Origin of the sequence: Pseudomonas vranovensis DSM 16006, from assembly GCF_000425805.1 — a bacterium.
In the GTDB taxonomy this organism is placed as follows: Bacteria; Pseudomonadota; Gammaproteobacteria; order Pseudomonadales; family Pseudomonadaceae; genus Aquipseudomonas; species Aquipseudomonas vranovensis.
Genome location: NZ_KE384459.1, coordinates 28,669 through 50,793 on the forward strand (window position 1 = coordinate 28,669; position 22,125 = coordinate 50,793).

The following is a 22,125-nucleotide window of genomic DNA, read 5'->3' on the forward strand; positions in this document are numbered from 1 at the left end:
GCTGGGATTACCGTCTGATTGAACGTTGCTTCCTTGCAGTAGGCCTCTTACTTCAGGTCTATCGATAAAAGGAGATCACATCATGAGTGCACAACTTAATGGCAAACGCGTGGCCTTTCTGGTCACTGATGGCTTTGAGCAGGTGGAACTGACTGGCCCTCGCGAGGCGTTGGAAAAGCACGGGGCTGTGGTCGATATTCTGGCTGATGAAGAAGGGATGGTACGTGGCTGGAATCATGACAAGGCAGCCGACGAAACTGCTGTGGATGCCACCTTTGAAAGTGCCCACCTCGACCTCTACGATGCGCTTGTGTTGCCCGGAGGAGTGCAAAACTCCGACACGATTCGGCTGATCCCAGGCGCGCAGATACTGGTGCAAAGCCATAATTCGGCTGGTAAGCCATTGGCGGTGATCTGCCACGGCGGTTGGCTGTTAGTTTCGAGTGGCTTGGCCAAAGGCAAGCGGATGACCCGCTACAAGACATTGCAGGATGATAGTCGCAATGCCGGCGGCACCTGGGTAGATGAAGAGGTGGTGGATGGCAACCTGATCAGTAGCCGCCAGCCAGATGATATACCCGCCTTCAGTGAGCAGTGGATCAAGGCCCTGACAGGTTGAGGGTTCAGGTCCGTGCTCCGGCCCCTGGGTTCCTGCGCCGGTGGGGCCGGAGCACGGACCTCAATCCAGCACCCCGTACACAGCCATTAAGAGCACCCTCTCAACACTCGGTGATTGGATAGCATTTTTACCGTCCGTTTCAGCTCAGGGCTTGAGCAACATCCACCCCCCCATTCCAATCATCACCAGGTTTTCCGTCAGTGAAACGAAGCCCAGTGGTACGTTGCTGTCGCCGCCCACGCAGGCGCATTTGAGTTCGCGTTTGTCGATATACACTGCCTTGAATACCGATAGCGCACCCACCGTGCCAAGCACCAGCGCTAACGACGATGCCAACCAGGTCGCAGCGCCGGCGATCATCAGCAGCCCGGCCAATGTTTCTCCGTAGGGGTAGGCGTAGGCATAGGGCACCCATCGCTGCGCCAACAGGTCGTAGCCCAGAAACATATTTGAAAAGCCTTCCACGTCGCGTAGTTTGAGCATGCCCAACAGGGTCATACTCATGGCCAGGAACCACTCGATCACGCGCTGATTGAATAGCGTATCGAAGACTGCATACGTACCGGCCAGTGCCATCAGCAGGGCCACAGCGAACACTGCCAATACCGGGCGGTACTGTGGGGTATCGGGGTCGGCGACTGGCTTGCCGAAGAAGCGCCGAATGTCGTCGTAGCCACCGATGCGCTGACCCTCGATGTACGCCTGTGGGGTGGTATCCACGTCTTCTCGACGTTTGAACTCATCGGTTTGCGCGCGGGTGCGCAGCGGGTGGTCGTCGACCCGATAACCCTCGCGTTTGAGCAGTTCACGGGACTTTAATCCAAACGGGCATACGTGTTGCGGCAGGACCATGCGGTATAGCGCGGCACGTTTTTGGGGGGCGGTCATTTTCAGCGTCTCCTTGCAGTCTCCTAAGGCTGATGACTGCTTGGGCGAGGAGAAATTCAAACCGCTCGGTTTCGATTCACCTCCCTACCCTAACCACAACCGTTCCTGTCCCGCGCGTAAACGGCACTCATGCAGAAATCGAGAAATCCAATCGACCTATGGCGTTGCGCAGGCGTCCCATAAAAGACGTTTGCGAATTTACTCGAGGGCAACCAGGAGGCCAGTCGCTCATGAACGATCGCATTATCGAACTCTTCACCGACACGACCGTGTTCGGTATTTCCATCCTTAATCTGCTATTGGCGCTGTGCGTTGCCGCGTTGACGTTCCTGGCATGCCGCGCAGCCATCAGCTTCGTGCTCCGGCGGGTGCAACGTTGGTCCGAGCAGGACGGCGCGCTGACCCAGGTTATGGCCAAGGTAGTGGGCGGCACCAGCAACTCCCTGTTGTTCCTCGCCTCGTTGCTGGTGGGCCTGAGCATGCTGGATCTGCCCGAGCGCTGGTTGGACCGGGTAGGAAGCCTGTGGTTTGTGGTGGCCGCGCTGCAGATTGGCTTGTGGGTCAACCGCGCCATTGCACTAGGCCTGAGTCGCTACTTCGCTCGTCACGGCAATGGTGGCCTGAACCAGGGCAGCGCGTTGGCCACGCTATCGGCGTGGGGTGCGCGCGTTCTGTTGTGGTCCGTTGTGCTGTTGGCCATGTTGTCCAATGTGGGCGTGAACATCACGGCGTTCGTCGCCAGCCTGGGCGTAGGCGGTATTGCCGTAGCACTTGCGGTACAGAACATCCTCGGCGACCTGTTCGCCTCGCTGTCGATTGCCGTCGACAAGCCGTTCGAGGTAGGTGACTTCATCGTCATTGGCCCCCTGGCCGGTACAGTCGAGCATGTAGGCCTGAAGACCACGCGCATCCGCAGCCTGGGCGGCGAGCAGATTGTCATGGCCAATGCCAGCATGATCAGCAGCACCATCCAGAACTACAAGCGCCTGCAGGAACGACGCATCGTCTTTGAGTTCGGCCTGTCCTACGACACCCCCACCGAGGCGGTGAAGAAAGCGCCTGGCATCGTCGAAGAGGCGATCAAAGCTCAGGACCAGGCGCGTTTCGACCGCGCCCACCTGCGTGGCTTCGGCAAGGAGGCGCTGGAGTTCGAATGCGTCTATATCGTCAAGGACCCAGGCTACAACCTGTACATGGATATCCAGCAAGCCATCAATTTCCGCTTGCTCGAGCGGTTTTCCAGGATAGGCGCCACGTTCGCCGTGCCCGTGCGTGCAATCAAGGTCACTGCCCTGCCGCACGGCGCCGATATACAGGGGCAAGGCAGCGGTGGGCAGGGTTACAAGAAGGCCTGAGTTCGCTGATGACGCTTTGGCTTTCCCTTTCATCTACTTCGGTTGAACCCCGCACGCTGTAGCCGCTCTATCGCAAAACAACTGCAGGGAGGAAACGGCCGTGATCGATCCAGCCACCGGTATGAAACCGGCCAGCGCTACACCATCGAGATCCGCGAGCGCACACGTCAGTTCCCCGGGTTCTTTCTCGATGGAAAGTACTACCTGGGCCCTGAACTACTGACCGCCATCGGATGGATGGAGGGCAAAAGGTTTATCTACGACGACATCGACCCCGAAGGCGAACCGGTGTTTCCCGATCGAGTTGCCGGCACCCTCGAAAATTTGAGGCTGACCCTGGCGGATGGCGCGAAGTTGCAGTTGGCCGAAATGCAATACGAATCGCAGCTCGATGCCCAGGGTGTGGACGCTCCCACCACGCATGAGCGCTCTCAGCGCCTCCCCATCGGCAGCCCTCTAGAGGGCAAGCTGGTTGTCATCACGGGCGCATCAAGCGGCATCGGGCGGGCTGCCGCCCATGCATTTGCCTGCAAGGGCGCGCGCCTGGTTCTGGCGGCCCGAGATGAGGCGGCGCTTTTCGAGGTCGTCGATGAATGCACCGATTGCGGCACCGAGGTGCTCGCCGTGCAGACCGATGTGACCAGCAACGACCAGATGCGGGCACTGGCGTCCCAAGCGGCGGCGTTCGGCGGCGGGCGTATCGATATCTGGATCAACAACGCCGGAGTGGGTGCGGTAGGACGTTTCGCAGAAACCCCGCTTGAAGCCCACGAACAAGTGCTGCAGACCGACCTGCTTGGCTATCTGCGTGGCGCCTATGTGGTGTGGCCCTACTTCAAAGCGCAAAAAAACGGTGTTCTGATCAACACCTTGTCGTTGGGTAGCTGGGTGGCGCAGCCGTATGCAGTTGCCTATTCGGCGGCCAAGTATGGCTTGCGCGGCTTAAGTGAAGCGCTACGCGGCGAGCTCAATGGCTTTCCCGGCATCCATGTCTGCGACATCTATCCCGCAGTGATGGACACGCCAGGCTTTCGCGATGGAGGCAACTTTACCGGCCATGCACTCAAGCCCCCTCCTCCTGTCTATGATCCACGCCGTGTGGCTCGGGCAATGGTCCAGCGTGCGATCAGCCCCCGCCCGCATACGACCGTCGGCAACGCTGCCACACTAGCGCGCCTGGCGCATTTGATCGTACCTGGATTCAATCGACTTTCAGGCCTGCTGACTCGCTGGGGCCTGACCCACAGCGACGAAACTGCCACTTCATCCGGCAACCTCTTCGAGCCTGCCCGGGGCGCGCGTCGCGTAGAAGGTGGCTGGCGCACCGCCCATCGAACGGCTCCCAAAACGCATCTGCTGGGCGGTGTCCTGCTGATTGCCGGCGTTTTGTATGCTGTTGATCGGGCGTCCCGACGCAAACGCGACCACTAGCCAGCAGAGCAACACTGGAAAACGGTGAGCAGGCCTGGGTCTCAAGCGTGCTCACCGTTCTGATTCAGGTCCGTCAAGTGTTGAAACGTGTGACATCTATTTCCGTCGGGACAAACTCAGGTCCAGTACCCGACAGTCTCCCTCTCACCTGCGAGAAGCAATGAAAATCAGCGTTGGGAAGATCCGCATCGCAGGCCGTGCATCGACGCTATCCGTTAAGAAGCAGCGGCCTACTACCCTGGCGAACTGTTCCTGGCGGCCGATCTACAGCGCTATCGGCTGGACCGAAACGGCAAGTTGAACCGGCTGCGGCTGGAAGTCGTGGGGGCTCGGCTGTGATACCGCCGCAGCACGCGGCAACCACCCCTGCCTGTCGGTTTTCAGTCTGCTTGACTGTTCCACTTGAGCAATTCGAGATTGGTCGGCTTGACCAATACCTGCTTGAGCTCCGATGGCGTGAACCAGCGACATTCAACGATTTCGCCGCCCGGCCTGGGCTGATCGGCGGGATCGACCCTCATGCGGTACAGATGGTGCTCTTCATCGCCTATCTCCACATGCGCCAGAAATCGGGCATGCTCCAGTACCAATCCGGTTTCCTCGCAGAGTTCGCGCCGCGCCGCCTGCTCCGCAGACTCATGCGCCTCGATCTTGCCGCCGGGCAAAGACCATTCGGGTGTTGCCTTGCGCACGAACAGCAGTTTGTCCGCATGGAGACAAATGACAGTTGCATGACGCTCTTTAGATGGGTTCATCACCTGGTCCTCAAGCTGACGATGAGCTCACTGATGCTTGGTTGCACGGCTTTGGCCGACCTCCACAACCTCGACAGACAACCCGGACAAGCGAATTCGCGCTTCCCCAATCAGTTCGGCAATTCCTCGACTGGATTTGAGCGAACGGGTACTGATCGCATTCATGACCACTTTTTTCAACGGGTCTTTGCAACTGGTGAGGTTCAATGTCATGCACGTGCCATCGACGCTGCACTCACACAGATCAGGCAGCAAGGCACGTTCGATCAGCTGCTTGATCTCAAGGTCGGACAAACCGTACAGGTCCATGGCGATCTCCTCAGTGTTCCCATTTTGAGGCGGGAGTCGCGAGGCTCGTTCAAAATAAATTCATACTATCGAGCGTAATCTATCGGCCCAACCCTATAGTCAAGCGGTAGTTTTCCTGAGAATCGGCGAACTCGAGAGCTGCAGCGGTGCCAGTCGACATACGCTGCGTTACTGCGAACAGATCGAGCGTCAGAAGCTGAACAGCTCTCCGCGTTGAGACGACTCCCCCTTGATCGCCTGTACAAACAACGCCAGCAACTCCGACTGACTACCAATCCCCAGCTTTTCATACAGGTTCTTGCGGTGGACCTTCACCGTTGCCGGACTGATCCGCAGCTTCTGCGCGATGGACTGGCTGGAGTGCCCTTGCAGCAGTAGCCTGACCACTTCGCGCTCACGCTCGGTCAATGAACCTCGACCAAAGTTGGCAAATGCTTCTCGCACCAGATGGTCATGATCATCTGCCGGTCTGGCTGCGGCCTGGCTGTTCGCTTCCCAGGCTGCGCGCACCGCGGCACTAACAACCGGGACGGCGCTTTCCAGCTGTCTGATTTCGTCATCGAAGAACCGCGTGCGACCTCTTCGTCGCATCAGCGACAGCACCCCATGGGTGTCGGGGCGCAGGGTGATGAAAAAGCCGACCTCTTCGCACAAGCCGAGGTGGTGGTAATAGGTCAGAAAGTATTCGCTGTTGTAGAACTGGTCGGGCGCCAATTGACGCATGCTGTACACACCCTCGGACTGTTCCGGGTGGCAGGCCAGGTAGAACGGGTCGAGCAGATAGGGACCGGTCTGGTACTCGTCAATGAAAATGCACCGCTGTTCTGCCGTGAAGGTGTCGAACAACGCCAGCGGGCGATAGCTGCCCTCATAAATGAACAGCACGAAGTGATCCGCGATGCTCAAGCGCCGCAGCCAGGCCGCCAACGCGTGCAGTTGCTGGCCCCCCGGGGGATGCGTCAGCACGTCGACAACACTTCGAGTCCAATCAGTCAGGTGCAGTTGCATGATCACGTGCCTCAAGGGGTCAGGGAGCCGGTGGCACACGCCACCGCTCAAGCCGGCTGCGGTACTACTTCAGGTACCAGCCCCAGTTCTGGTCACTGTCGTAGCGGGTGATCTGCTTGATTTCCAGGTAGTTGTTCAACCCCCACTCGCCAAGCTCGCGGCCGATACCACTTTGTTTGTAGCCACCCCAGGGCGCCTCGGTAAAGGTTGGCTGCGAGCAGTTGATCCAGACGATGCCGGCGCGCAGCTTGCGGGCCACCCGTTCGGCGCGGACCAGGTCTTTGGACATCACTGCCGCTGCCAGGCCAAAACGTGAGTCGTTGGCTGAGCGCAGGGCCTCGGCCTCATCGTCAAACGGCCGTACACACACCACCGGCCCGAAGATTTCTTCACGCCAGATCGCGCTGTGTAGCGGTACATCGGCAAAGAGGGTTGGCTGCAGGTAGAAGCCTTGATCAAAACCGGTGGGGCGTTCGCCGCCATAAACAAGTCGGGCACCCTCCTCCAGCCCGCCGGCGATGGCAGTCAACACCTTGTCGTATTGGCCCTTGCTCACCAGTGGCCCCAGCAGCACACCCTCCTCCATGCCGTTGCCGATGCGAACCTTCTCGGCCTCTTGGCGCAGCCGGTCGAGCAGCGGCGCATAGAGCTCACGCTGAACCAGTACCCGAGAGGTGGCTGAACACACCTGCCCCTGGTTCCAGAAGATCCCGAACATGATCCACTCGACCGCTGACTCGATATCGCTATCGGCGAAGACGATGAAAGGCGATTTGCCGCCCAGCTCCAGGCTGATGTTCTTGATGTCATTGGCGGCCGCTTGCATGATCCTGCTGCCGGTCGGCACACTCCCGGTGAAGGCCAGCTTGTCGATGCCCGGGTGCTCGGCCAGTGCGGCGCCAGCACTCTGGCCCAGGCCTGGCAGCACGTTCAATACGCCCGCTGGCAGCCCGGCAGCGTCCGCAATACGCGCCAGTTCAAGCGCCGTCATGGGTGTCAGCTCGGACGGTTTGAGCACCATGCAGCAGCCGGCCGCCAAGGCCGGTGCCACTTTCCAGGCGGCCATCAGCAGCGGAAAGTTCCAGGGGATGATCGCCCCGGCCACACCCACCGGCTCCTTGCGTACTACCGAGCTGAAGCGCTCATCGGCCAAGGCCACGGGTTGATCTTGCCGATCGTCCAGGCCTTCGGCGAGGTCGGCATAGTAATCAAAGCAACCCGCGCTGTCCCCGACATCCCACAGGGCTTCCGGCAGCGGCTTGCCGTTGTCGCGCACCTCAAGCTCGGCCAACGCCTGCTGGCGGTCGCGGATGCCCTGGGCGATACGCCGCAGCACGGCGGCACGCGCCGAACCGCTCAGGTGTGGCCAAGGCCCCTCGTCGAAAGCCTGGCGTGCGGCCTGCACCGCAAGGTCGACGTCGGCGGCGGTGGCAGCGGCCACTCTGGCGATCAGTGCCTCGCTGCTCGGGTCGATGGTAGCGAAGGTCCTGCCCTCGACCGGATCCACCCATTGGCCATTGATATACAGCTGAGTATCGGCATTCATGTTTGAACTCCAAGCAAGCAACACGGCTGGCGCTTGCGCGCCAACCGAACCGGTGTCAGGAAATTTTCAGCACCTTGCGGCCCACTACCGTGCCTTGGCGGATCTGCTCGAAAATCTCGCCGATCTCGCCCAGGGTGGTCAAGCTCGCTTGCACCGCGACCAGGCCGTTGGCCGCGAACTCCACGGCCTCATGCAGGTCTTGCCGGGTGCCCACGTTAGAGCCACGGATCGACAATTCCCAGTTGACGATGCGGTCGATGGAGCTGCGCACTTCATCGGCAGCGCCACCCGGCTGGCCAATGTAGATCGCCGTGCCGCCGGGACGCAGCAGTTTCACCGCCAGTTCAAATGCCTTGTTCGACGTGGCCGTCACCAGCACGCCATGCACACCACCCAACTCTTCGTGGATCGCGCTTTCAGGGTCTTTCAAGACGTTGTACACGCGCTCGGCGCCCAGGCGATGGGCCAGTTCCAGTTTTTTATCGCTGACATCAACGGCCACCACCCTCAGGCCCATGGCCTTGGCGTACTGCACCGCCACATGCCCCAGGCCGCCGATGCCGATCACAGCCATCCACTGTCCTGGCCGGGCGCCCGAACGCTTCAACCCGCGATACGTCGTGACGCCGGCACAAAGAATCGGCGCCAGGGCATACAAGTCAGCACCCTGCGGTACTTTTGCCACGAACGCCGCCGGCGCAACCATGTACTCGGCATAGCCGCCCGGTTTGCTGTAGCCGGTGGCCTCGCCCTGCTTGCAGATGGTCTCCATGCCGGCGCGGCAGTACTCACATGCGCCGCAAGCGCTGTACATCCAAGGCACGCCAACGGTATCGCCGACCTTGTAGCCAGTCACTCCCTCACCGAGCTGGGCAATGTGCCCGGTGACTTCATGGCCAGGAATCAGCGGCAGGTTCGGGGGTGTCGGCCAGTCGCCATCGCAGGCATGCACATCGCTGTGGCAAACGCCGCAGGCCACGACCTTGATGAGAATTTCGCCAATGCCCGGCTGCGGTACCGGCACCTGCTCAAGGTTCAGCGGCCCGCCCAGTTCACGAAGCACAGCGGCGGTCATGGTTTTCTTGTTTGTGTCCAACATAACGACATCCTCATGAAATAACGTTTTTCTGGCAACACTGCGCCCCTGGCGCAGAGGAACCTGCGCGCCAAAGGTTGTTCGATGATTGCGCTCAGCTTGCCAGGGCTTCGCAGCGGCTGGCGTGAAGCAACAAAGAGATCTGTTGAATGAGCAGCACCGTGCTGTCCACTTCGGCAGGTGTGGGTTGGCGCCCGTATTTCACCGGTGGTATGAGCATCCAGACAAAGTCCCCATAGTTGGGGCTGAGCACCACCTCGCAGGTTTTGTCTGCCGGGTGGTAATGGATGCTCAAGCCCCCCAGTTCCATCGCCATGCACAGGGGCAGCACCACGGCACTGGCGTTGAGTCGATCGCACACGGCTTGACGGCCGCGGTCCACTACAAAACTCGCCGTCCGGGTCGAAGGCTTCCAGCCGCGATAACGCAGGCGAATCATCATGGCTGTTGCGCCCAGGTCCACCGCAACCTTCCAGCGCCAGCGGCAGGTGTAGATGCGCCCAATCACTTTGCTGGACAAGCGATGCTCAAGCACCAGGTCATCTGCGCCCAGGCGGTGGTCCAGGACCGACACTGCACGTTCACTGTCGGCAACGTCATGGGCCATGTACGGGGCAAAGCGCGAAACCGTATCCCGAAGCATCTGCTGCGCGCGCCGGTCGATGATCGAATAAAGATCCATGCGGGCTTCCTCGTCGGGTTACTGGCGTTTCAACTGGGCAAGCATGTCGCGCTCGAGCCCGTCACCGGGTTCATCCAGCGACTCGGAGCGATGCACGATCCGGCGCAGCACCTCGTCGAGCGGCACCGGCTGGAACAACGCCTGGCCGGTCTTCTTCAGGTAGATCACGCCAAACGCCAGGATCAAGGCCGAGCACACCACGGCAATGCCCAGTACCTGGGTATCGGCAACCAGCGAGCCGATCATGTACAGGCAAGCGGCAATCCCCACCAACTGTGGCAGCGGGTAGAGCGGTGTGCGGAAAGGACGGTGGGCATTGGGGTACTTGACCCGCAGTACCAGGACGTTGACCTGGGCGATCAGGTACGACATCAGCCAGGTGGTGCAGGCCACACTGATCATCATGGTGATCAAGGCGATGTCGGCCTGGTTGGCCATGGCGTAGACCAGCACGATCAGGATCAGCGCCACCACGAAGAAGATACTGAACCAGGGCGTTCTTGCGGTGGGGTGCAGCCAGGAAAAAATCTTCGGCAGCATGCCTTCGCGTGACAGGCCATACAACATGCGTGGCACGGCGATCAGATAGGTGTCGCAGGTGGTGACTGCCGCCAGGATCGAGATACTGCCCATGAGGATCAGCCCGGGCTGCCCCAACATGGCTGCTGCCCCGTCGACATGGGGAATGGTCGAGGCGGCCAGCTCTTCCAGCGACAGGTAGCGGGTGATGCTCAAGCCAAACAGCAGGTCGACCAACCAGATACTCGCGCAGCCAAAAATCATCGCCAGGGGGATGGTGCGCCCTGGGTTCTTGACCTCTTCGGCCAGGGGCGCGACGAATTCCATGCCGATGAACAGCCAGATCGCCAGGCTCAGGTGGCCAAGCTGATCCTGCCAGGGGCCGACAGAGAATGCCGGCTGTTCGGCCAGGGGGGCCGCCGTCTGGAAGCCGGTCAAGCCCCAGACACCCACCAGGCCGAGCATCAGCATCATGGCGATGGCCAGGGTCGTTTGCACGCGGCCGAACACGTCCACGCCTTTGAGGTTGATGGCTACCAGTACCGCCAGGATGCCCAGCGAAAACAGATACCACGGCACCCCGGTCAACCGTTCCAGCGACTGGCCGCCGATAATCATGTTGGTGCCGCCGTCGGTACCCACCAGCACGATGTAGCCGGCCAGCACCGCAAACAGAGCCGGGAGCTTGCCCAGTGCCGGCAGGGTGTATTCCCCCACCATGCCGGCCCCCGGCAACATGGCAGCGAGTTCGGAATACGACATGGCAACGCACAGGATCACCACCAGCGCCACCAATGCCACGAGGCTGAATGCGGGCCCCGAAACACCGTAGCCATTGCCCAGCGCCACCATGGCCGTGCCCGACACCACCAGGCCCACCGATGTGGAGTAGGCAGCCCAGAACCCCAGGCTTCGGCTCAACTTCAAACTACTCATAACGCACCTCTCCACTATTGTTTTTTTAATGACAAGCGGTGTGACGTAAACAGGAAGTGGGGGTAACGCTATCAATGCGGTGTCGAGGCTGTACATACACCGACGGGGGTAGACGCGTGACTCAGGTAAAACAACAGGCGCCGAACCAGTCCCAAAGCACAATCCAGGAGCAGCAAGGCAACAACGGCAGGCTCGGTGCAGCGGCGGGGGGAGTCGCCGACGAAACGCGGCGTCAGACGGGTACCAGCGGTCGATCGAGATGACGAATTTATTAACGAGTGCCTCTAAAAGGACGCCACCTGGCCAGGCGCTGCCAGGAACGGCAGCAACACAAGCCAGGGTTGGCCTCCAGTCGTTGCAGGCGTGAAGCGGGTCGCCAATCTAAACCTGGCCCCTAGCTCGGCAGTTTTACATAACGGGCCAGTTGCTGGTCACGACTCATGACATCAAGGGTTGCGGTGAGAACCTGATCAGCGGTGACGTCCGGGGTAGAGAAGATACTGGAGAAGTTCTGGTGGGTGACCTGAGCAAAGTGCGTACGGTCTGCCTGGTCTATGCCCAACAGCGTGGCATACGCACTCAAGGCTTCGCCCTGCCCTTGCGCCATGTCCTCGGCAATGCTGTCCATCATGCCGTTCATGGCCAGCATCGAGCGCCCGCCATAGCCCAGCCGGGCCTTGGAGTCACAACCGTTGGTGCCGGAGGTCAAGCCGAAAGTTGCGTTACCCGAGGTACCGTTGGTAGTCGTCGCCAGCAAGTGCGACCCCAGGCCGTTCTTGCCCTCGAACAGCATGTTGCCCCAGCCGCAACCGTTGCCACCCGCCTGGTCCGCATGCGCCACCAGCGCGGCAGTGCTTAAAACACCGAAAACAAACACATTTTTGAGAAGTTTCTTAGACATGAGCGTTTTCCTTGTCGAGGTCGTTTTCTATACGGTCCAGATCGAGGGAGGGTATTCACCTGAAATACCCATGACTAAGTGTGTAGATGACCTGAACCCAATTCGCCAGCCAGGCGCTGAACATAAAAGACAAGACTCGACATGGTGAATTGCCCCGAATGCCCTAGCCACCGTGCAAGCTCACTGCGAAACGCTGTTCAAACACTATCGGTGACAACTGTTTGTTGAAATCACGGCGGTGCTTGCGGTGTAGAATGCCTCGATGTAATCGAACACATTGCATGGAGGGACACCCTCCCCTCAACCTGGACTGTAGAACCCACTCACGCCTTTTGTCGTTTACCGCTGGAAGACCTCATGAACAAACTGATCCTGCCTGTCGCCATCTTCGTCAGCGTGATGCTGACTGGAAAAATATCCGAGCATTTCGGGGTGGAGGGCAGTTGGAAAATCGGCTTGCTTTGCCTCGTGGCCGCCGCCGTCCAGATCGCAGTTACCCGTTACCAGCGCACGCAGCGGCAAAAATCTCAATCCTGACGAGGGTGCTTGGCTGTCGGAAACCGCAGGGATCAGTCACGGTTGTGTGGGCATGATTCGTTGAGCTATCTCAGGGATGTAATTGCGACATCGACCGCTTCGACAAGAATGTCCGCATGCTCTTTCGTAAACGCCAATAGCGGTCGTATCTTGAGCACGTTTTCGAGCGGGCCTGCGGCACTGATCAGCACACCCTGTTCACGCATCGAGTTGACGACCTTGCGAGCCTGCTCGGCTGCTGGTCTCTTGGTCGCGCGGTCGGTGACGAGCTCGACACCGAGGAACATGCCTGCCCCCCTGACCTCACCGATCATGTCATGGCGCTGCGCAAGCGTTGTCAGGCCCCCCAGCAGATATCCGCCAATGTCATGGGATCTCTGCTGCAGATGTTCTTCCTGGATCACGTCCAGAACAGCCTGGCCTGCTGCACACGAGACCGGGTTGCCTCCAAATGTGTTGAAGTAGCGCATGTTCTTTCCGAAGTCATCGACGACTTCAGGGCGTCCAACGATACCGGCAATGGGCTGACCATTACCCATCGGCTTGCCGAGCGTGACAATATCGGGACGCACGCCATGCCTCGAGAAACCCCACATGTTCAGGCCGGTACGAGCAAAACCTGACTGCACCTCGTCCGCGATGTACAGCATTCCTTCTGCCTGAGCCAACGCAACACCTTCAGCGAGGAAGCCCGTCGGCCCGGGCAGGACGCCGTCGCTGGAGAAGATGCCATCGAGCAAAATAGCCGCGGGGCGAATACCGTGCGCCTTGAGGTCATCGATCGCGGCACGTACGTCTGCGGCGAACGTCGCCCCCACGTTTGCAGCCCCCAGACGGTAAGCATCGGGGGCGCGGACGGTACGGACATGCGCCGGGAGCACCATGCCGCGACCGAGCGACGGCGAAAGCTCGGCGATGTCTCCAGTCACACCGTGGTAGGCGAATTGGGTGATGATGACGCCGGTACCGCCTGTGTACTGCTTGGCGATCCGCAGCGCGAGGTCATTCGCTTCACTTCCGGTACAGGTGAACATCACCCGCTCCAGGTCACCAGGGAATGTGCCCAACAACTGCTCGGCATAGTCGAGCACTCCCTCTTGCAGGTAGCGGGTGTGCGTGTTGAGCTGAAGTGACTGCCGGTACATTGCCTCAACCACTCGAGGATGGCAGTGACCGATGGAGGCGACGTTGTTGTAGGCATCCAGATAACGACGGCCCTGCTCATCGAAGAGCCAAACGCCCTCCCCTCGAACGGTATGAAGCGGTCGCTCGTAGAAAAGACGATACGCCGGGCCCAACAGACGCTCGCGGCGTTCAATCAGGCATCGTTCGGTTTCCGAAAGCCGAGTTGCGTCCTCTGGGGTGAAGCCGTTGATCATGCTCATGCTTTGGCCTCTCGCAGGCATGCGGAAGAAATTCGATCTTCAATTTCAGATCGAGACAAAGACGACACTGCATTCAAATTTGCCCACGCGCGCTGGGTGTTTCGAAGGATGTACTCACGATTCTCGGGATGGAGTTCGGCGCGCCACGAGTTGATGCAAAGGGCTAATGCCAACCGTGTGGCCAGCAGCTCCGGCAGCAGCGCCAGCTCTTCATGTGTAAGCGGATTGTGTTGATGGTAAGCGCCAATGACATCCAATGCCGGCGCCAGGACGTCGCCGGCCTGCCCAAGGTGGTAGGAAGCGGCCACCGCTACCTCGTTGACCAAAGGTGCGTACACCATGTCCCCGAAATCAAGAATGCTGCGCAGAACATCAGGATGCTTGGCATCCACGATAATGTTGTGCGGGTTCGTGTCATTGTGAATCACTTGTTTTCGCAGCCGAGGGACCCGGGGCAAGACAACGGACTCGTACAGATCAAGACGTTGCTCGACCAATTTACGCCCCTGACCGGGTTCGATGTGAATCAGAAGCGGTCGAAGGTGCGCGGCATGCTGCATGTCCCAGAGCAGCGCATGCCCGGCGGCAGGATGAGTGAAGCCTTCCAGCGCTACGTCAAGCCGGGCAATGGACTGCCCGATCACTCGGCGAAACGCCGTTGTAGTGCTACTCACGCAGTGAAGGGGCATTCCGTCTTCAAAAGACAGGAGCCGGACCAGCATGTGCTGCCCATCAATCTCGACAAAGGTGGCGTACTCGCCTGCAAGCGACGGATGCACGCGTTGAACCGGAAGACCGGGATCTTGACGCTCGATTCTGCGCATCGCCTGGTTGTGAAAGTCGACCACATCCGGATTCTCGAGCGGATGGGAGAGCTTGAGCAAGCGCGATGACCCGTCATCAAGCATCACGCGGAAATTGAGGTCTCGTTCGCCGCCCAACTTGTGAAGCGTGCCGCTCAATCCAAACTGCTGCTGGAGCACAGCGCACGCTTGCGCATCAGTGACCAGCGCTGGAGCGGCTTCCAGTAAGCTGTCATCAACAGCTAAATTTTCAAGGGGCATGAATCCCGTCCTCATCCGGCTTTCGAATGGCGCCCCTGTTTCCAAGGGCGCCATGCATCACTTATTGGCCCAAGCGTTGAAGCGCTCCTCCAGATCCTCACCGTGATCGATCCAGAACTCGGCGTCGGTAGCCCGGGCGTTTTTCAGATTTTCAGGTGCCGTCGGGAGTTTTTCGCCAACACGCTTATCTACCAGGCTCATCGCGTTGGTGTTGCTGGGCCCATAAGGGATGGCTTCGACGTAGTTCTTCTGTTGAACAGGCTCGCTGGCGAAAGCGATGAAATTCTCTGCCAATTCCTTTTTCGCAGACCCTTTCACGATTGCCCAGTGGTCAAGGTCGTAAAGGCTCCCATTCCATTGCATTGCAAATGACTGGCCCTCCTCCTGGGCAGAGGTGACGCGACCGTTGTAGGCGGAGGTCATGACCACGTCACCGGCTACCAGCCACTGCAGCGGCTGCGCCCCGGAATCCCACCATTGGATGTTGGGTTTGATTTCGTCGAGCTTTTTGAATGCGCGTTGAATACCCGCTTCAGTGCCGAGAACCTTGTAGAGGTCCTGGTTGCTGACACCGTCCGCAAGCAGCGCGAACTCCAGCGTGAATTTCGCTCCACGGCGAAGGCCGCGCTTACCGGGATACTTCTTCATGTCCCAGAAATCGGCCCAACCTTGCGGGCTTGCGGCGAGCTTATTGGGATCGTAGGTCAGCACAGTCGACCAGATGAAAATGCCGACACCACAATCGCTGACGGCGGCAGGAATGAAATCCTCCTTCTTCCCTATCCGGCTCCAGTCCAAGGGTTCGAACAACCCCTCGCTGCAACCACGGATGAGCTCGGGAGATTCGACCTCCACCACATCCCAACTGGTTTTACCGGTGTCGGCCATCACCTTGATCTTGGCCATTTCACCGTTGTAGTCGTCCGCCGTGATGGTCGTGGCACTCTTGGCCGTGAAGGGTTTGTAGAACGCCTTTTCTTGAGCCTGGCGATTGTTCCCGCCAAAGGAAACCACGGTTAGCGTTTCAGCGGCATTCAACGGGCCTGCAATCGTTCCAAGCAAAAGTACCGCTGCGATTTTCTTATTCATGCGTCTCTCCAGGTCAGCTACGGGTCGTGGGCAGCTTTAAAGGGATGGCAGTTTTCTTGTAGTGGCAGCATCGATCGAATGTGGTGCTTGCCCTGATGGGGACAACATCCATTAAAACACATAATAAATATGATGCATCATGTTTTGAACTACACTCTTCCTCACCAATGACAGGGATCCCGCCATGACCGAACAACGTACTTTGCTTCTCACCGGTGCGAGCCGGGGCATCGGCCACGCAACCGTGAAACACTTCAGTGCTGCGGGTTGGCGAGTCTTTACCGCTTCGAGGCAGGATCTGGGCGAAGGCTGCCCGTGGGCCGAAGGGCTGGCCAACCACATTCACCTCGACCTCGGGAACGTGGAGGATGTGCAGAACAGCCTTGCAGAAATCCGGGAGAAACTCGGTGGCCGACTGGATGCTCTAGTCAACAACGCCGGCATGTCGCCCAAAGGCTCAGATGGGGAGCGGCTAGGCGTATTGGAATCCGACTATTCGACCTGGCTGAAGGTTTTCAATGTGAATATCTTCTCGACAGCACTACTGGCTCGGGGGCTTTTCGAGGAGCTCAAGACGGCGAGAGGCTCAGTTATCAACGTCACTTCCATTGCGGGTTCGCGCGTCCACCCATTCGCAGGTGTCGCTTACGCCTGCTCAAAAGCGGCACTATCGGCCCTGACCCGCGAAATGGCACATGACTTCGGGCCTCATGGTGTTCGCGTAAATGCAATCGCTCCCGGGGAAATCGATACCGCCATTCTATCCGCCGGTACCGAGCTGATCGTTGAGCGGTCGATTCCAATGAAACGCATGGGTAAGCCCGAGGAAGTCGCCGCACTCGTGCATTTTCTCTGCACGCACGGCGCTTCGTATATCAATGGCGCAGAAATTCACGTTAACGGTGGGCAACATGTTTGAGTTACTCGATAATCGCTGCCGGTAGCCTCCCCTATTCAGCCGGGCATGTGCCGCACACGAGTACGCGATGAATTACCCTATTGAGAACCTGAAACACTCCTACCTTGGCAGCGGTATTTATGGCTTGCTCCGGGAAGCGTTGATCACTGGCCGCTTCCAGCCTAACGACCGGCTGCGCATACGCGACCTCGCTGAACAATTGGGTACGAGTGTCACGCCTGTACGGGACGCCATTCTTCAATTGGCGAAGGAGCAGGCTCTGGTTCTCAAGACACCACGGGACATTCGCGTCCCTGTACTGACCTCCAAGCAGTACCTGGAGATCAGAAGCATTCGGCTCTCGCTCGAAGGATTGGCAGCCGAGACCGCCGCGTCGTTAGCGACCCCGCAGCAATTGATGCGGCTGGAAACCTGCATTCAGAACAACCTCGCAGCGATCAAAGACAATGACTTGACGTCAGCATTGACCTTCAATCACGAGTTTCACTTCCGGTTGACGGAAATCGCTGACATGCCGGTACTGACCAGCCTGCTGGACGGCTTGTGGATGCGTACCGGGCCGCTCATTGCACGTGCCTATGGAAGCTTCAACGAACGCATGGCCATTGACCATCACTGGGATGTACTTGACGCGCTCAAAAAGTGCGATGGCGCGGGAGCTCGCGCGGCAATCTGCAACGACATACTTGATGGAAGTCAGAAGATGCTGGAGTACGTTCAACTTGAGCATGATGAACAGTGATGGCAGCAGTTCTTGGCAGACCGCCGCCATCGTTTGCGATTACTGCTTATCGGGATAGCCGGCCTCGATCAGCACTGCAAGAAAAGCGTCCTCGTCCAGCGCACTCTGGACTCTGACTTCCCGTGCTGGCGGATCGGTTTCAATGAGTGCGTGCGGATCGACACTCAGCAGCGCCTGGGTGACCGTCCTGGCACAGCCGCCGCAGGTCATGTTAGGTATATGGAAACGAAGCATATTGATCTCCTGATTGCTGACTACATTACAGAAAGTAAAACGTGACCTTAACGACATCACGCCAAGTGTGAACACTGGCAACCTTCACTCGTACAGCGTTGACTCATCGTTGGCACGGGGTACTTGCGAGGTACGTTCCTGTGCTCGGCGGCGTTCTTCGGCGTATTTCGGGTTTCTCACCAATCTGCCGTCATCCCACACATAGCGCGGTGCAAGCGCCTCATTATCCATATCGTAATTGCCATTGTTCTTCGGGTTCCCCCCTGTGGCCTGTACGGCACCAGACGCCAGTGCAACCCCTACGAAAAACACCCTGGACATCATTCTTTTCACAACCGACTCCTGTGTAGATTGAACTTATGTCTTCCCTAATGGTGATACCGGCGTAAAGAACACGTCGGCATGCACGTCCTCGGCCCTCCCCGCCTGTAACAGGGTTAATTGCATGGCCGCGTCTACCATCGCTGGGGGGCCGGCGACGTACACTTTCCAGCCGTCGAAATCCTTCAGGTCTGCAGCGATGGCATCTGTGACGAGGCCGGTACGCCAACCTGTTGCCGCAGTGGCATCCGATAGAACGGGCATGAACACCAGGTTGGAGTAACGTTGCGCCAATCGCTCGAAGTGTTCGACCAGGTAGAGATCGCGCTCACTGCGTGTGCCGAAATAGCAATGGATCGGTTGCTTCATTCCGTACGCAAGGGCTGTCTCGATAATTGACTTGATCGGTGCAAGGCCCGAGCCACCGGCAATGCATAGCATCGGTCCACTGTGTTGTTCACGAAGGTAGGAAGCGCCGAATGGCCCTTCCACCACAACCGGATCCCCAACCTTCAACAGCGTGTGGATACGTTCGCTCGCCGCACCGCCTGGCACGCGGCGAATATGGAACTCCAGTGCTCGCTCGCCAGGCCTGCTCGCCATCGAATAGTCGCGTGTGGCTGCACCCGGGAACGTGAGACGAGCGTATTGGCCTGCACTAAAGGCCATCGAATCAGCGCCATCGGCGACAACAAGGCGGACCTGCATGATGTCGTGGGTCACATGCTCGACGGTTTCCACCCGGCAGCTCAGCCGGCGATGGGGGTGCGCTGGAACCCATTCGTCACCACCAAGCCAGGCGATAACTGCATCCGTTCTTGGGATGGCACGGCAAGCGAGGATCAGGCCCTGGGCCTTCTCCTCGTCAGAGAGCGCAAAGCGACTGTGATCCAGCAGGTCTACCTCACCGCTGATCAGGCGTGACTTGCACGATCCACAGCGGCCGGAGCGGCAGCCATGCGGAAAGGAAATCTCGTCAGCGAGTGCCGCTTCCAGCACGGTCATGCCCGCCGACACCGTGAGCGTGCGACCGGCTTGGCGTATTTCGATACGTTTGCTCATGGTGCGCACCTCTCAACGCTCATTCATCAGCCCTGACACGGACGGCGGCGCCGCATTCGGCATTGCCTCGACCTGCGGCTCAACCGCCATCGGGACCTGCAAACGCTTGAGCCGAAGCGCGTTACCGAGCACGAAGACACTCGAAAGCGCCATCGCGGCGGCGGCGAAGATCGGCGAAAGCAAGGTGCCGTCAAGGGGATACAGCAGCCCCGCCGCAACCGGAATCAGCACCGCGTTATAGGCGAAGGCCCAGAACAGGTTCTGCTTGATGTTGCGAATTGTCGCCTGACTGAGGGCAATGGCATTCGGCACGCCACGCAGGTCGCCCGACATCAGCACCACGTCGGCCGCTTCAATGGCCACATCGGTACCCGTGCCAATGGCAAGCCCGACGTCCGCTTCAGCGAGCGCGGGTGCGTCGTTGATACCGTCACCCACAAAGGCCACCCGTGCACCGTCGCTGCGAAACTTCTTCAGGGCCGCAACCTTGCCGTCAGGCAGGACCTCGGCCGCCACTTCATCGATACCCAACTGTTTGGCGATTGCCGCGGCCGTGGCGGCGTTGTCTCCGGTAATCATCGCAACCTTGAGCCCGAGCGCGTGAAGCGCCTTGATTGCATCGGGGGTTGTCTCCTTGATCGGGTCGGCCACTGCGATGACCGCCGCCAGGCGACCATCAATCGCGGCATACAGCGGGCTCTTGCCTTGCTCGCCAAGACGGCGTGCGGTCGGCAGAAGGCTCGTCACATCCAGGCCGAGATGGGTCATGAACCGATCCGCGCCGACAGCGACGGTATGGCCTGTGACGTTGGCCGACACACCATAGCCCGGGGTGGCCTCGAAACCCTCGGCGGCGGCCACCGTAAGGTCACGCTGCTGCGCAGCGACGACGATCGCTTCAGCGATGGGGTGCTCGGAGCGGGCCTCGACGGCCGCAACCAGCGCCAGCACTTCGTCATAGGCAAATCCGTCAGCGGTAATGAGGTCGGTCAGCTCGGGCCGGCCTTTGGTCAGCGTGCCGGTCTTGTCGAGTGCGATGACACTCACATCACGCAGCGCCTGCAAGGCTTCGCCCTTGCGAAAGAGCACGCCAAGCTCAGCCGCCCTGCCCGTACCGACCATGATCGAGGTCGGTGTGGCCAGCCCCATGGCGCATGGGCAGGCGATAATGAGCACTGCTACTGCGTTGACCAGCGCAAACGTGAGCGCCGGGGCCGGACCGAAGAACAGCCAGACAAGGAATGTCAGCGTGGCAGCAGCCATGACCGCTGGGACAAACCACATGGTCACCTTGTCGACCAGCGCCTGGATTGGCAGTTTGGACCCCTGCGCTTGCTCGACCAGGCGAATGATCTGCGCCAGCACGGTATTGGCACCGACATTGGTCACGCGAAAACTGAAAGCGCCGGTCTTGTTGATCGTACCGCCAACGACCTCGGCGCCGACACCTTTTGCCACCGGCACGGGCTCACCGCTGATCATGCTCTCGTCAACATAGGAGGCGCCCTCGACAACCTCACCGTCGAGCGGAATTTTTTCGCCCGGACGCACGAACACGATGTCATTCGCGGCGACCTGATCGAGCGCGACCTCAATGGTTTTGCCGTCGCGCTCCACACGTGCAGTCTTGGCCTGCAGCCCGACCAGCCGCTTGATTGCTTGCGAGGTTTTACCTTTGGCGCGCGCCTCCAGCGTGCGTCCAAGCAGGATCAGCGTCACGATCACCGCCGCCGCTTCGAAATAGACGTTGGCGGTGCCCTGTGGCAGCACCTCGGGGGCAAACGTTGCGACCAGCGAGTAACCATAGGCCGCTGCGGTGCCGACCGACACCAGCGAGTTCATGTCCGGCGCACCGCGTAACAAGGCGGGTATGCCTTTTTGGAAGAACCGCAGCCCCGGCCCGAACAGCACCAGCGTGGCGAGCACGAACTGCACATGCCAGTTCATCTGCTGACCGAGCACCCCCATCACCCAGTGATGCATGGCCGGAATCAGGTGCGAGCCCATTTCGAGAATGAACACTGGCAAGGTGAGCACGGCCGCAATCAGCAACGAGCGACGCAGGGATCGGGCTTCGTTTTCTCGGCGCTCGCTGTCCTGATCGCCGGCATCCGCCGTGTCCGAAGACAAGGGACGAGAGGTATAACCCGCCTGTTTGACCGCTGCCTGAAGGTCGGTCGCCGCAAGGGCACCGGCAAGGTAACGCACCTGCGCGCGCTCCGTGGCCAGGTTGACAGTGGCCTCGAGCACACCGGGAACGTGTTTCAGCGCCTTTTCTACCCGCCCGACGCACGAGGCGCAGGTCATGCCCTCGATTGACAGTTCAAGGCGCTGCTCCGGGACGCTGTAGCCCGCACGCTCGATGGCACGCACCGCCGCCTGCGGATCGGCCACGCCGGTAAAGGTCAAGTCGGCACGTTCGGTGGCGAGGTTGACCGTGGCCGAATGCACACCCGGGACTGCTGCGAGGGCACGTTCGACCCGGCCAACGCAGGAGGCGCAGGTCATGCCTTCGACCGGCAGGCTCAAGCGACGATTTGCGGACTTGGATGAACTGGAATCTGGTTGCACGGCAACGGAAGTCATTGAACTGCCCCTTGAGTGGTACTGTTGGCGCCAAGCCTGAAACCTCCCAAGAGGGAAAGGTCAAGGCCCCAGGGTGATTTATTTTGCATTTGCCATTCAGGCGAGGCTGACGGCCCTCGCGCTGCGCCCGCGTGCAAAGCT

At 59.6% G+C, this 22,125-nt stretch carries 21 protein-coding genes and 1 pseudogene; 6 read left to right on the plus strand and 16 right to left on the minus strand.

The genetic code is table 11. From position 1 onward, the window contains the following. Nucleotides 1-82 precede the first annotated feature (82 nt). Nucleotides 83-619 (plus strand): type 1 glutamine amidotransferase domain-containing protein, encoded by a 537-nt coding sequence (locus H621_RS0126040; protein WP_028946193.1) that lies wholly within the window; start codon nt 83-85, stop codon nt 617-619. Between the two features lie 144 nt (nt 620-763). Here the strand turns inward: H621_RS0126040 and H621_RS28830 are convergent, their stop codons facing one another. Further along, a complete protein-coding gene (locus H621_RS28830) occupies nt 764-1,507 on the minus strand; it encodes a MauE/DoxX family redox-associated membrane protein (protein ID WP_036990433.1) in 744 nt (247 codons plus the stop codon). A gap of 230 nt (nt 1,508-1,737) precedes the next feature. Between H621_RS28830 and H621_RS0126050 the strand changes: the two genes are divergently transcribed. After that, nucleotides 1,738-2,862, plus strand: a complete 1,125-nt coding sequence (locus H621_RS0126050) for a mechanosensitive ion channel family protein (RefSeq protein ID WP_028946195.1) — start codon at nt 1,738-1,740, stop codon at nt 2,860-2,862. 100 nt (nt 2,863-2,962) lie between these two features. After that, nucleotides 2,963-4,293 (plus strand): annotated as a pseudogene (locus H621_RS27610) (SDR family oxidoreductase). A gap of 380 nt (nt 4,294-4,673) precedes the next feature. Here H621_RS27610 and H621_RS0126060 read toward each other — a convergent pair. The 8 genes from H621_RS0126060 to H621_RS0126095 form a co-directional block, all read right to left on the minus strand. Next, nucleotides 4,674-5,048 (minus strand): NUDIX domain-containing protein, encoded by a 375-nt coding sequence (locus tag H621_RS0126060; RefSeq protein WP_028946196.1) that lies wholly within the window; start codon nt 5,046-5,048, stop codon nt 4,674-4,676. A gap of 27 nt (nt 5,049-5,075) precedes the next feature. After that, nucleotides 5,076-5,357, minus strand: a complete 282-nt coding sequence (locus tag H621_RS27615; RefSeq protein WP_051270743.1) for a DUF1652 domain-containing protein — start codon at nt 5,355-5,357, stop codon at nt 5,076-5,078. 189 nt (nt 5,358-5,546) lie between these two features. After that, nucleotides 5,547-6,365 carry a response regulator transcription factor gene (locus H621_RS0126070; protein WP_036990435.1) on the minus strand — a complete coding sequence of 273 codons (819 nt, stop codon included), beginning with the start codon at nt 6,363-6,365 and terminating at the stop codon, nt 5,547-5,549. Between the two features lie 64 nt (nt 6,366-6,429). Next, entirely contained in the window at nt 6,430-7,911 is a 1,482-nt protein-coding gene (locus tag H621_RS0126075) for an aldehyde dehydrogenase family protein (protein WP_028946198.1), read from the minus strand. 55 nt (nt 7,912-7,966) lie between these two features. Beyond that, a complete protein-coding gene (locus H621_RS0126080) occupies nt 7,967-9,010 on the minus strand; it encodes a zinc-dependent alcohol dehydrogenase (RefSeq protein WP_028946199.1) in 1,044 nt (347 codons plus the stop codon). Between the two features lie 91 nt (nt 9,011-9,101). After that, entirely contained in the window at nt 9,102-9,689 is a 588-nt protein-coding gene (locus tag H621_RS0126085) for a DUF3156 family protein (protein WP_028946200.1), read from the minus strand. A gap of 18 nt (nt 9,690-9,707) precedes the next feature. Beyond that, a complete protein-coding gene (locus H621_RS0126090) occupies nt 9,708-11,144 on the minus strand; it encodes an APC family permease (RefSeq protein WP_028946201.1) in 1,437 nt (478 codons plus the stop codon). Nucleotides 11,145-11,538: 394 nt separating this feature from the next. After that, complete coding sequence (locus tag H621_RS0126095) at nt 11,539-12,045, minus strand: DUF3015 domain-containing protein (RefSeq protein WP_028946202.1); 507 nt, start codon at nt 12,043-12,045, stop codon at nt 11,539-11,541. A 357-nt stretch (nt 12,046-12,402) separates the two neighbouring features. Between H621_RS0126095 and H621_RS0126100 the strand changes: the two genes are divergently transcribed. Further along, nucleotides 12,403-12,582 carry a hypothetical protein gene (locus tag H621_RS0126100; RefSeq protein WP_036990438.1) on the plus strand — a complete coding sequence of 60 codons (180 nt, stop codon included), beginning with the start codon at nt 12,403-12,405 and terminating at the stop codon, nt 12,580-12,582. Nucleotides 12,583-12,647: 65 nt separating this feature from the next. Here H621_RS0126100 and H621_RS0126105 read toward each other — a convergent pair whose 3' ends face one another. Genes H621_RS0126105 through H621_RS0126115 form a run of 3 tightly spaced genes read right to left on the minus strand, consistent with a single transcriptional unit; the run spans nt 12,648 to nt 16,120 of the window. Continuing rightward, nucleotides 12,648-13,967, minus strand: coding sequence for an aspartate aminotransferase family protein (locus H621_RS0126105; RefSeq protein WP_028946204.1), 1,320 nt, complete (start codon nt 13,965-13,967; stop codon nt 12,648-12,650). After that, nucleotides 13,964-15,031, minus strand: coding sequence for a phosphotransferase (locus tag H621_RS0126110; protein WP_028946205.1), 1,068 nt, complete (start codon nt 15,029-15,031; stop codon nt 13,964-13,966). The genes H621_RS0126105 and H621_RS0126110 overlap by 4 nt, the downstream gene beginning before the upstream one ends. A 57-nt stretch (nt 15,032-15,088) precedes the next feature. Next, a complete protein-coding gene (locus H621_RS0126115; protein WP_028946206.1) occupies nt 15,089-16,120 on the minus strand; it encodes an ABC transporter substrate-binding protein in 1,032 nt (343 codons plus the stop codon). 184 nt (nt 16,121-16,304) lie between these two features. Between H621_RS0126115 and H621_RS0126120 the strand changes: the two genes are divergently transcribed. Both H621_RS0126120 and H621_RS0126125 read left to right on the plus strand, forming a co-directional pair. Next, complete coding sequence (locus H621_RS0126120; protein ID WP_028946207.1) at nt 16,305-17,039, plus strand: SDR family NAD(P)-dependent oxidoreductase; 735 nt, start codon at nt 16,305-16,307, stop codon at nt 17,037-17,039. Between the two features lie 67 nt (nt 17,040-17,106). Beyond that, nucleotides 17,107-17,781: a GntR family transcriptional regulator gene (locus H621_RS0126125; RefSeq protein ID WP_028946208.1), complete on the plus strand. Its 675-nt coding sequence runs from the start codon at nt 17,107-17,109 to the stop codon at nt 17,779-17,781. A gap of 39 nt (nt 17,782-17,820) precedes the next feature. Here the strand turns inward: H621_RS0126125 and H621_RS0126130 are convergent, their stop codons facing one another. The 4 genes from H621_RS0126130 to H621_RS0126145 all read right to left on the minus strand — a co-directional run bounded on the left by H621_RS0126130 (nt 17,821) and on the right by H621_RS0126145 (nt 21,984). After that, nucleotides 17,821-18,015, minus strand: a complete 195-nt coding sequence (locus H621_RS0126130) for a heavy-metal-associated domain-containing protein (protein WP_028946209.1) — start codon at nt 18,013-18,015, stop codon at nt 17,821-17,823. Between the two features lie 84 nt (nt 18,016-18,099). Beyond that, entirely contained in the window at nt 18,100-18,348 is a 249-nt protein-coding gene (locus H621_RS0126135) for a hypothetical protein (protein WP_156905664.1), read from the minus strand. A gap of 24 nt (nt 18,349-18,372) precedes the next feature. Then, nucleotides 18,373-19,398 (minus strand): 2Fe-2S iron-sulfur cluster-binding protein, encoded by a 1,026-nt coding sequence (locus H621_RS0126140; protein WP_028946211.1) that lies wholly within the window; start codon nt 19,396-19,398, stop codon nt 18,373-18,375. Nucleotides 19,399-19,410: 12 nt separating this feature from the next. Next, on the minus strand, nt 19,411-21,984 hold the full coding sequence (locus H621_RS0126145) for a heavy metal translocating P-type ATPase (protein WP_028946212.1): 2,574 nt from the start codon (nt 21,982-21,984) through the stop codon (nt 19,411-19,413). Nucleotides 21,985-22,125 lie beyond the last annotated feature (141 nt).

Bases quoted from the DNA above. Each gene is read 5' to 3' on its own strand.
- H621_RS0126070 (WP_036990435.1), bottom strand. From the start codon at position 6,365: ATGCAACTGCACCTGACTGATTGGACTCGAAGTGTTGTCGACGTGCTG.
- H621_RS0126105 (WP_028946204.1), bottom strand. From the start codon at position 13,967: ATGAGCATGATCAACGGCTTCACCCCAGAGGACGCAACTCGGCTTTCG.
- H621_RS0126090 (WP_028946201.1), bottom strand. From the start codon at position 11,144: ATGAGTAGTTTGAAGTTGAGCCGAAGCCTGGGGTTCTGGGCTGCCTAC.
- H621_RS0126100 (WP_036990438.1), top strand. From the start codon at position 12,403: ATGAACAAACTGATCCTGCCTGTCGCCATCTTCGTCAGCGTGATGCTG.
- H621_RS0126145 (WP_028946212.1), bottom strand. From the start codon at position 21,984: ATGACTTCCGTTGCCGTGCAACCAGATTCCAGTTCATCCAAGTCCGCA.
- H621_RS0126120 (WP_028946207.1), top strand. From the start codon at position 16,305: ATGACCGAACAACGTACTTTGCTTCTCACCGGTGCGAGCCGGGGCATC.
- H621_RS0126050 (WP_028946195.1), top strand. From the start codon at position 1,738: ATGAACGATCGCATTATCGAACTCTTCACCGACACGACCGTGTTCGGT.
- H621_RS0126095 (WP_028946202.1), bottom strand. From the start codon at position 12,045: ATGTCTAAGAAACTTCTCAAAAATGTGTTTGTTTTCGGTGTTTTAAGC.
- H621_RS0126125 (WP_028946208.1), top strand. From the start codon at position 17,107: ATGAATTACCCTATTGAGAACCTGAAACACTCCTACCTTGGCAGCGGT.
- H621_RS0126130 (WP_028946209.1), bottom strand. From the start codon at position 18,015: ATGCTTCGTTTCCATATACCTAACATGACCTGCGGCGGCTGTGCCAGG.
- H621_RS0126040 (WP_028946193.1), top strand. From the start codon at position 83: ATGAGTGCACAACTTAATGGCAAACGCGTGGCCTTTCTGGTCACTGAT.
- H621_RS0126110 (WP_028946205.1), bottom strand. From the start codon at position 15,031: ATGCCCCTTGAAAATTTAGCTGTTGATGACAGCTTACTGGAAGCCGCT.
- H621_RS0126115 (WP_028946206.1), bottom strand. From the start codon at position 16,120: ATGAATAAGAAAATCGCAGCGGTACTTTTGCTTGGAACGATTGCAGGC.
- H621_RS28830 (WP_036990433.1), bottom strand. From the start codon at position 1,507: ATGACCGCCCCCCAAAAACGTGCCGCGCTATACCGCATGGTCCTGCCG.
- H621_RS0126080 (WP_028946199.1), bottom strand. From the start codon at position 9,010: ATGTTGGACACAAACAAGAAAACCATGACCGCCGCTGTGCTTCGTGAA.
- H621_RS27615 (WP_051270743.1), bottom strand. From the start codon at position 5,357: ATGGACCTGTACGGTTTGTCCGACCTTGAGATCAAGCAGCTGATCGAA.
- H621_RS0126140 (WP_028946211.1), bottom strand. From the start codon at position 19,398: ATGAGCAAACGTATCGAAATACGCCAAGCCGGTCGCACGCTCACGGTG.
- H621_RS0126085 (WP_028946200.1), bottom strand. From the start codon at position 9,689: ATGGATCTTTATTCGATCATCGACCGGCGCGCGCAGCAGATGCTTCGG.
- H621_RS0126060 (WP_028946196.1), bottom strand. From the start codon at position 5,048: ATGAACCCATCTAAAGAGCGTCATGCAACTGTCATTTGTCTCCATGCG.
- H621_RS0126075 (WP_028946198.1), bottom strand. From the start codon at position 7,911: ATGAATGCCGATACTCAGCTGTATATCAATGGCCAATGGGTGGATCCG.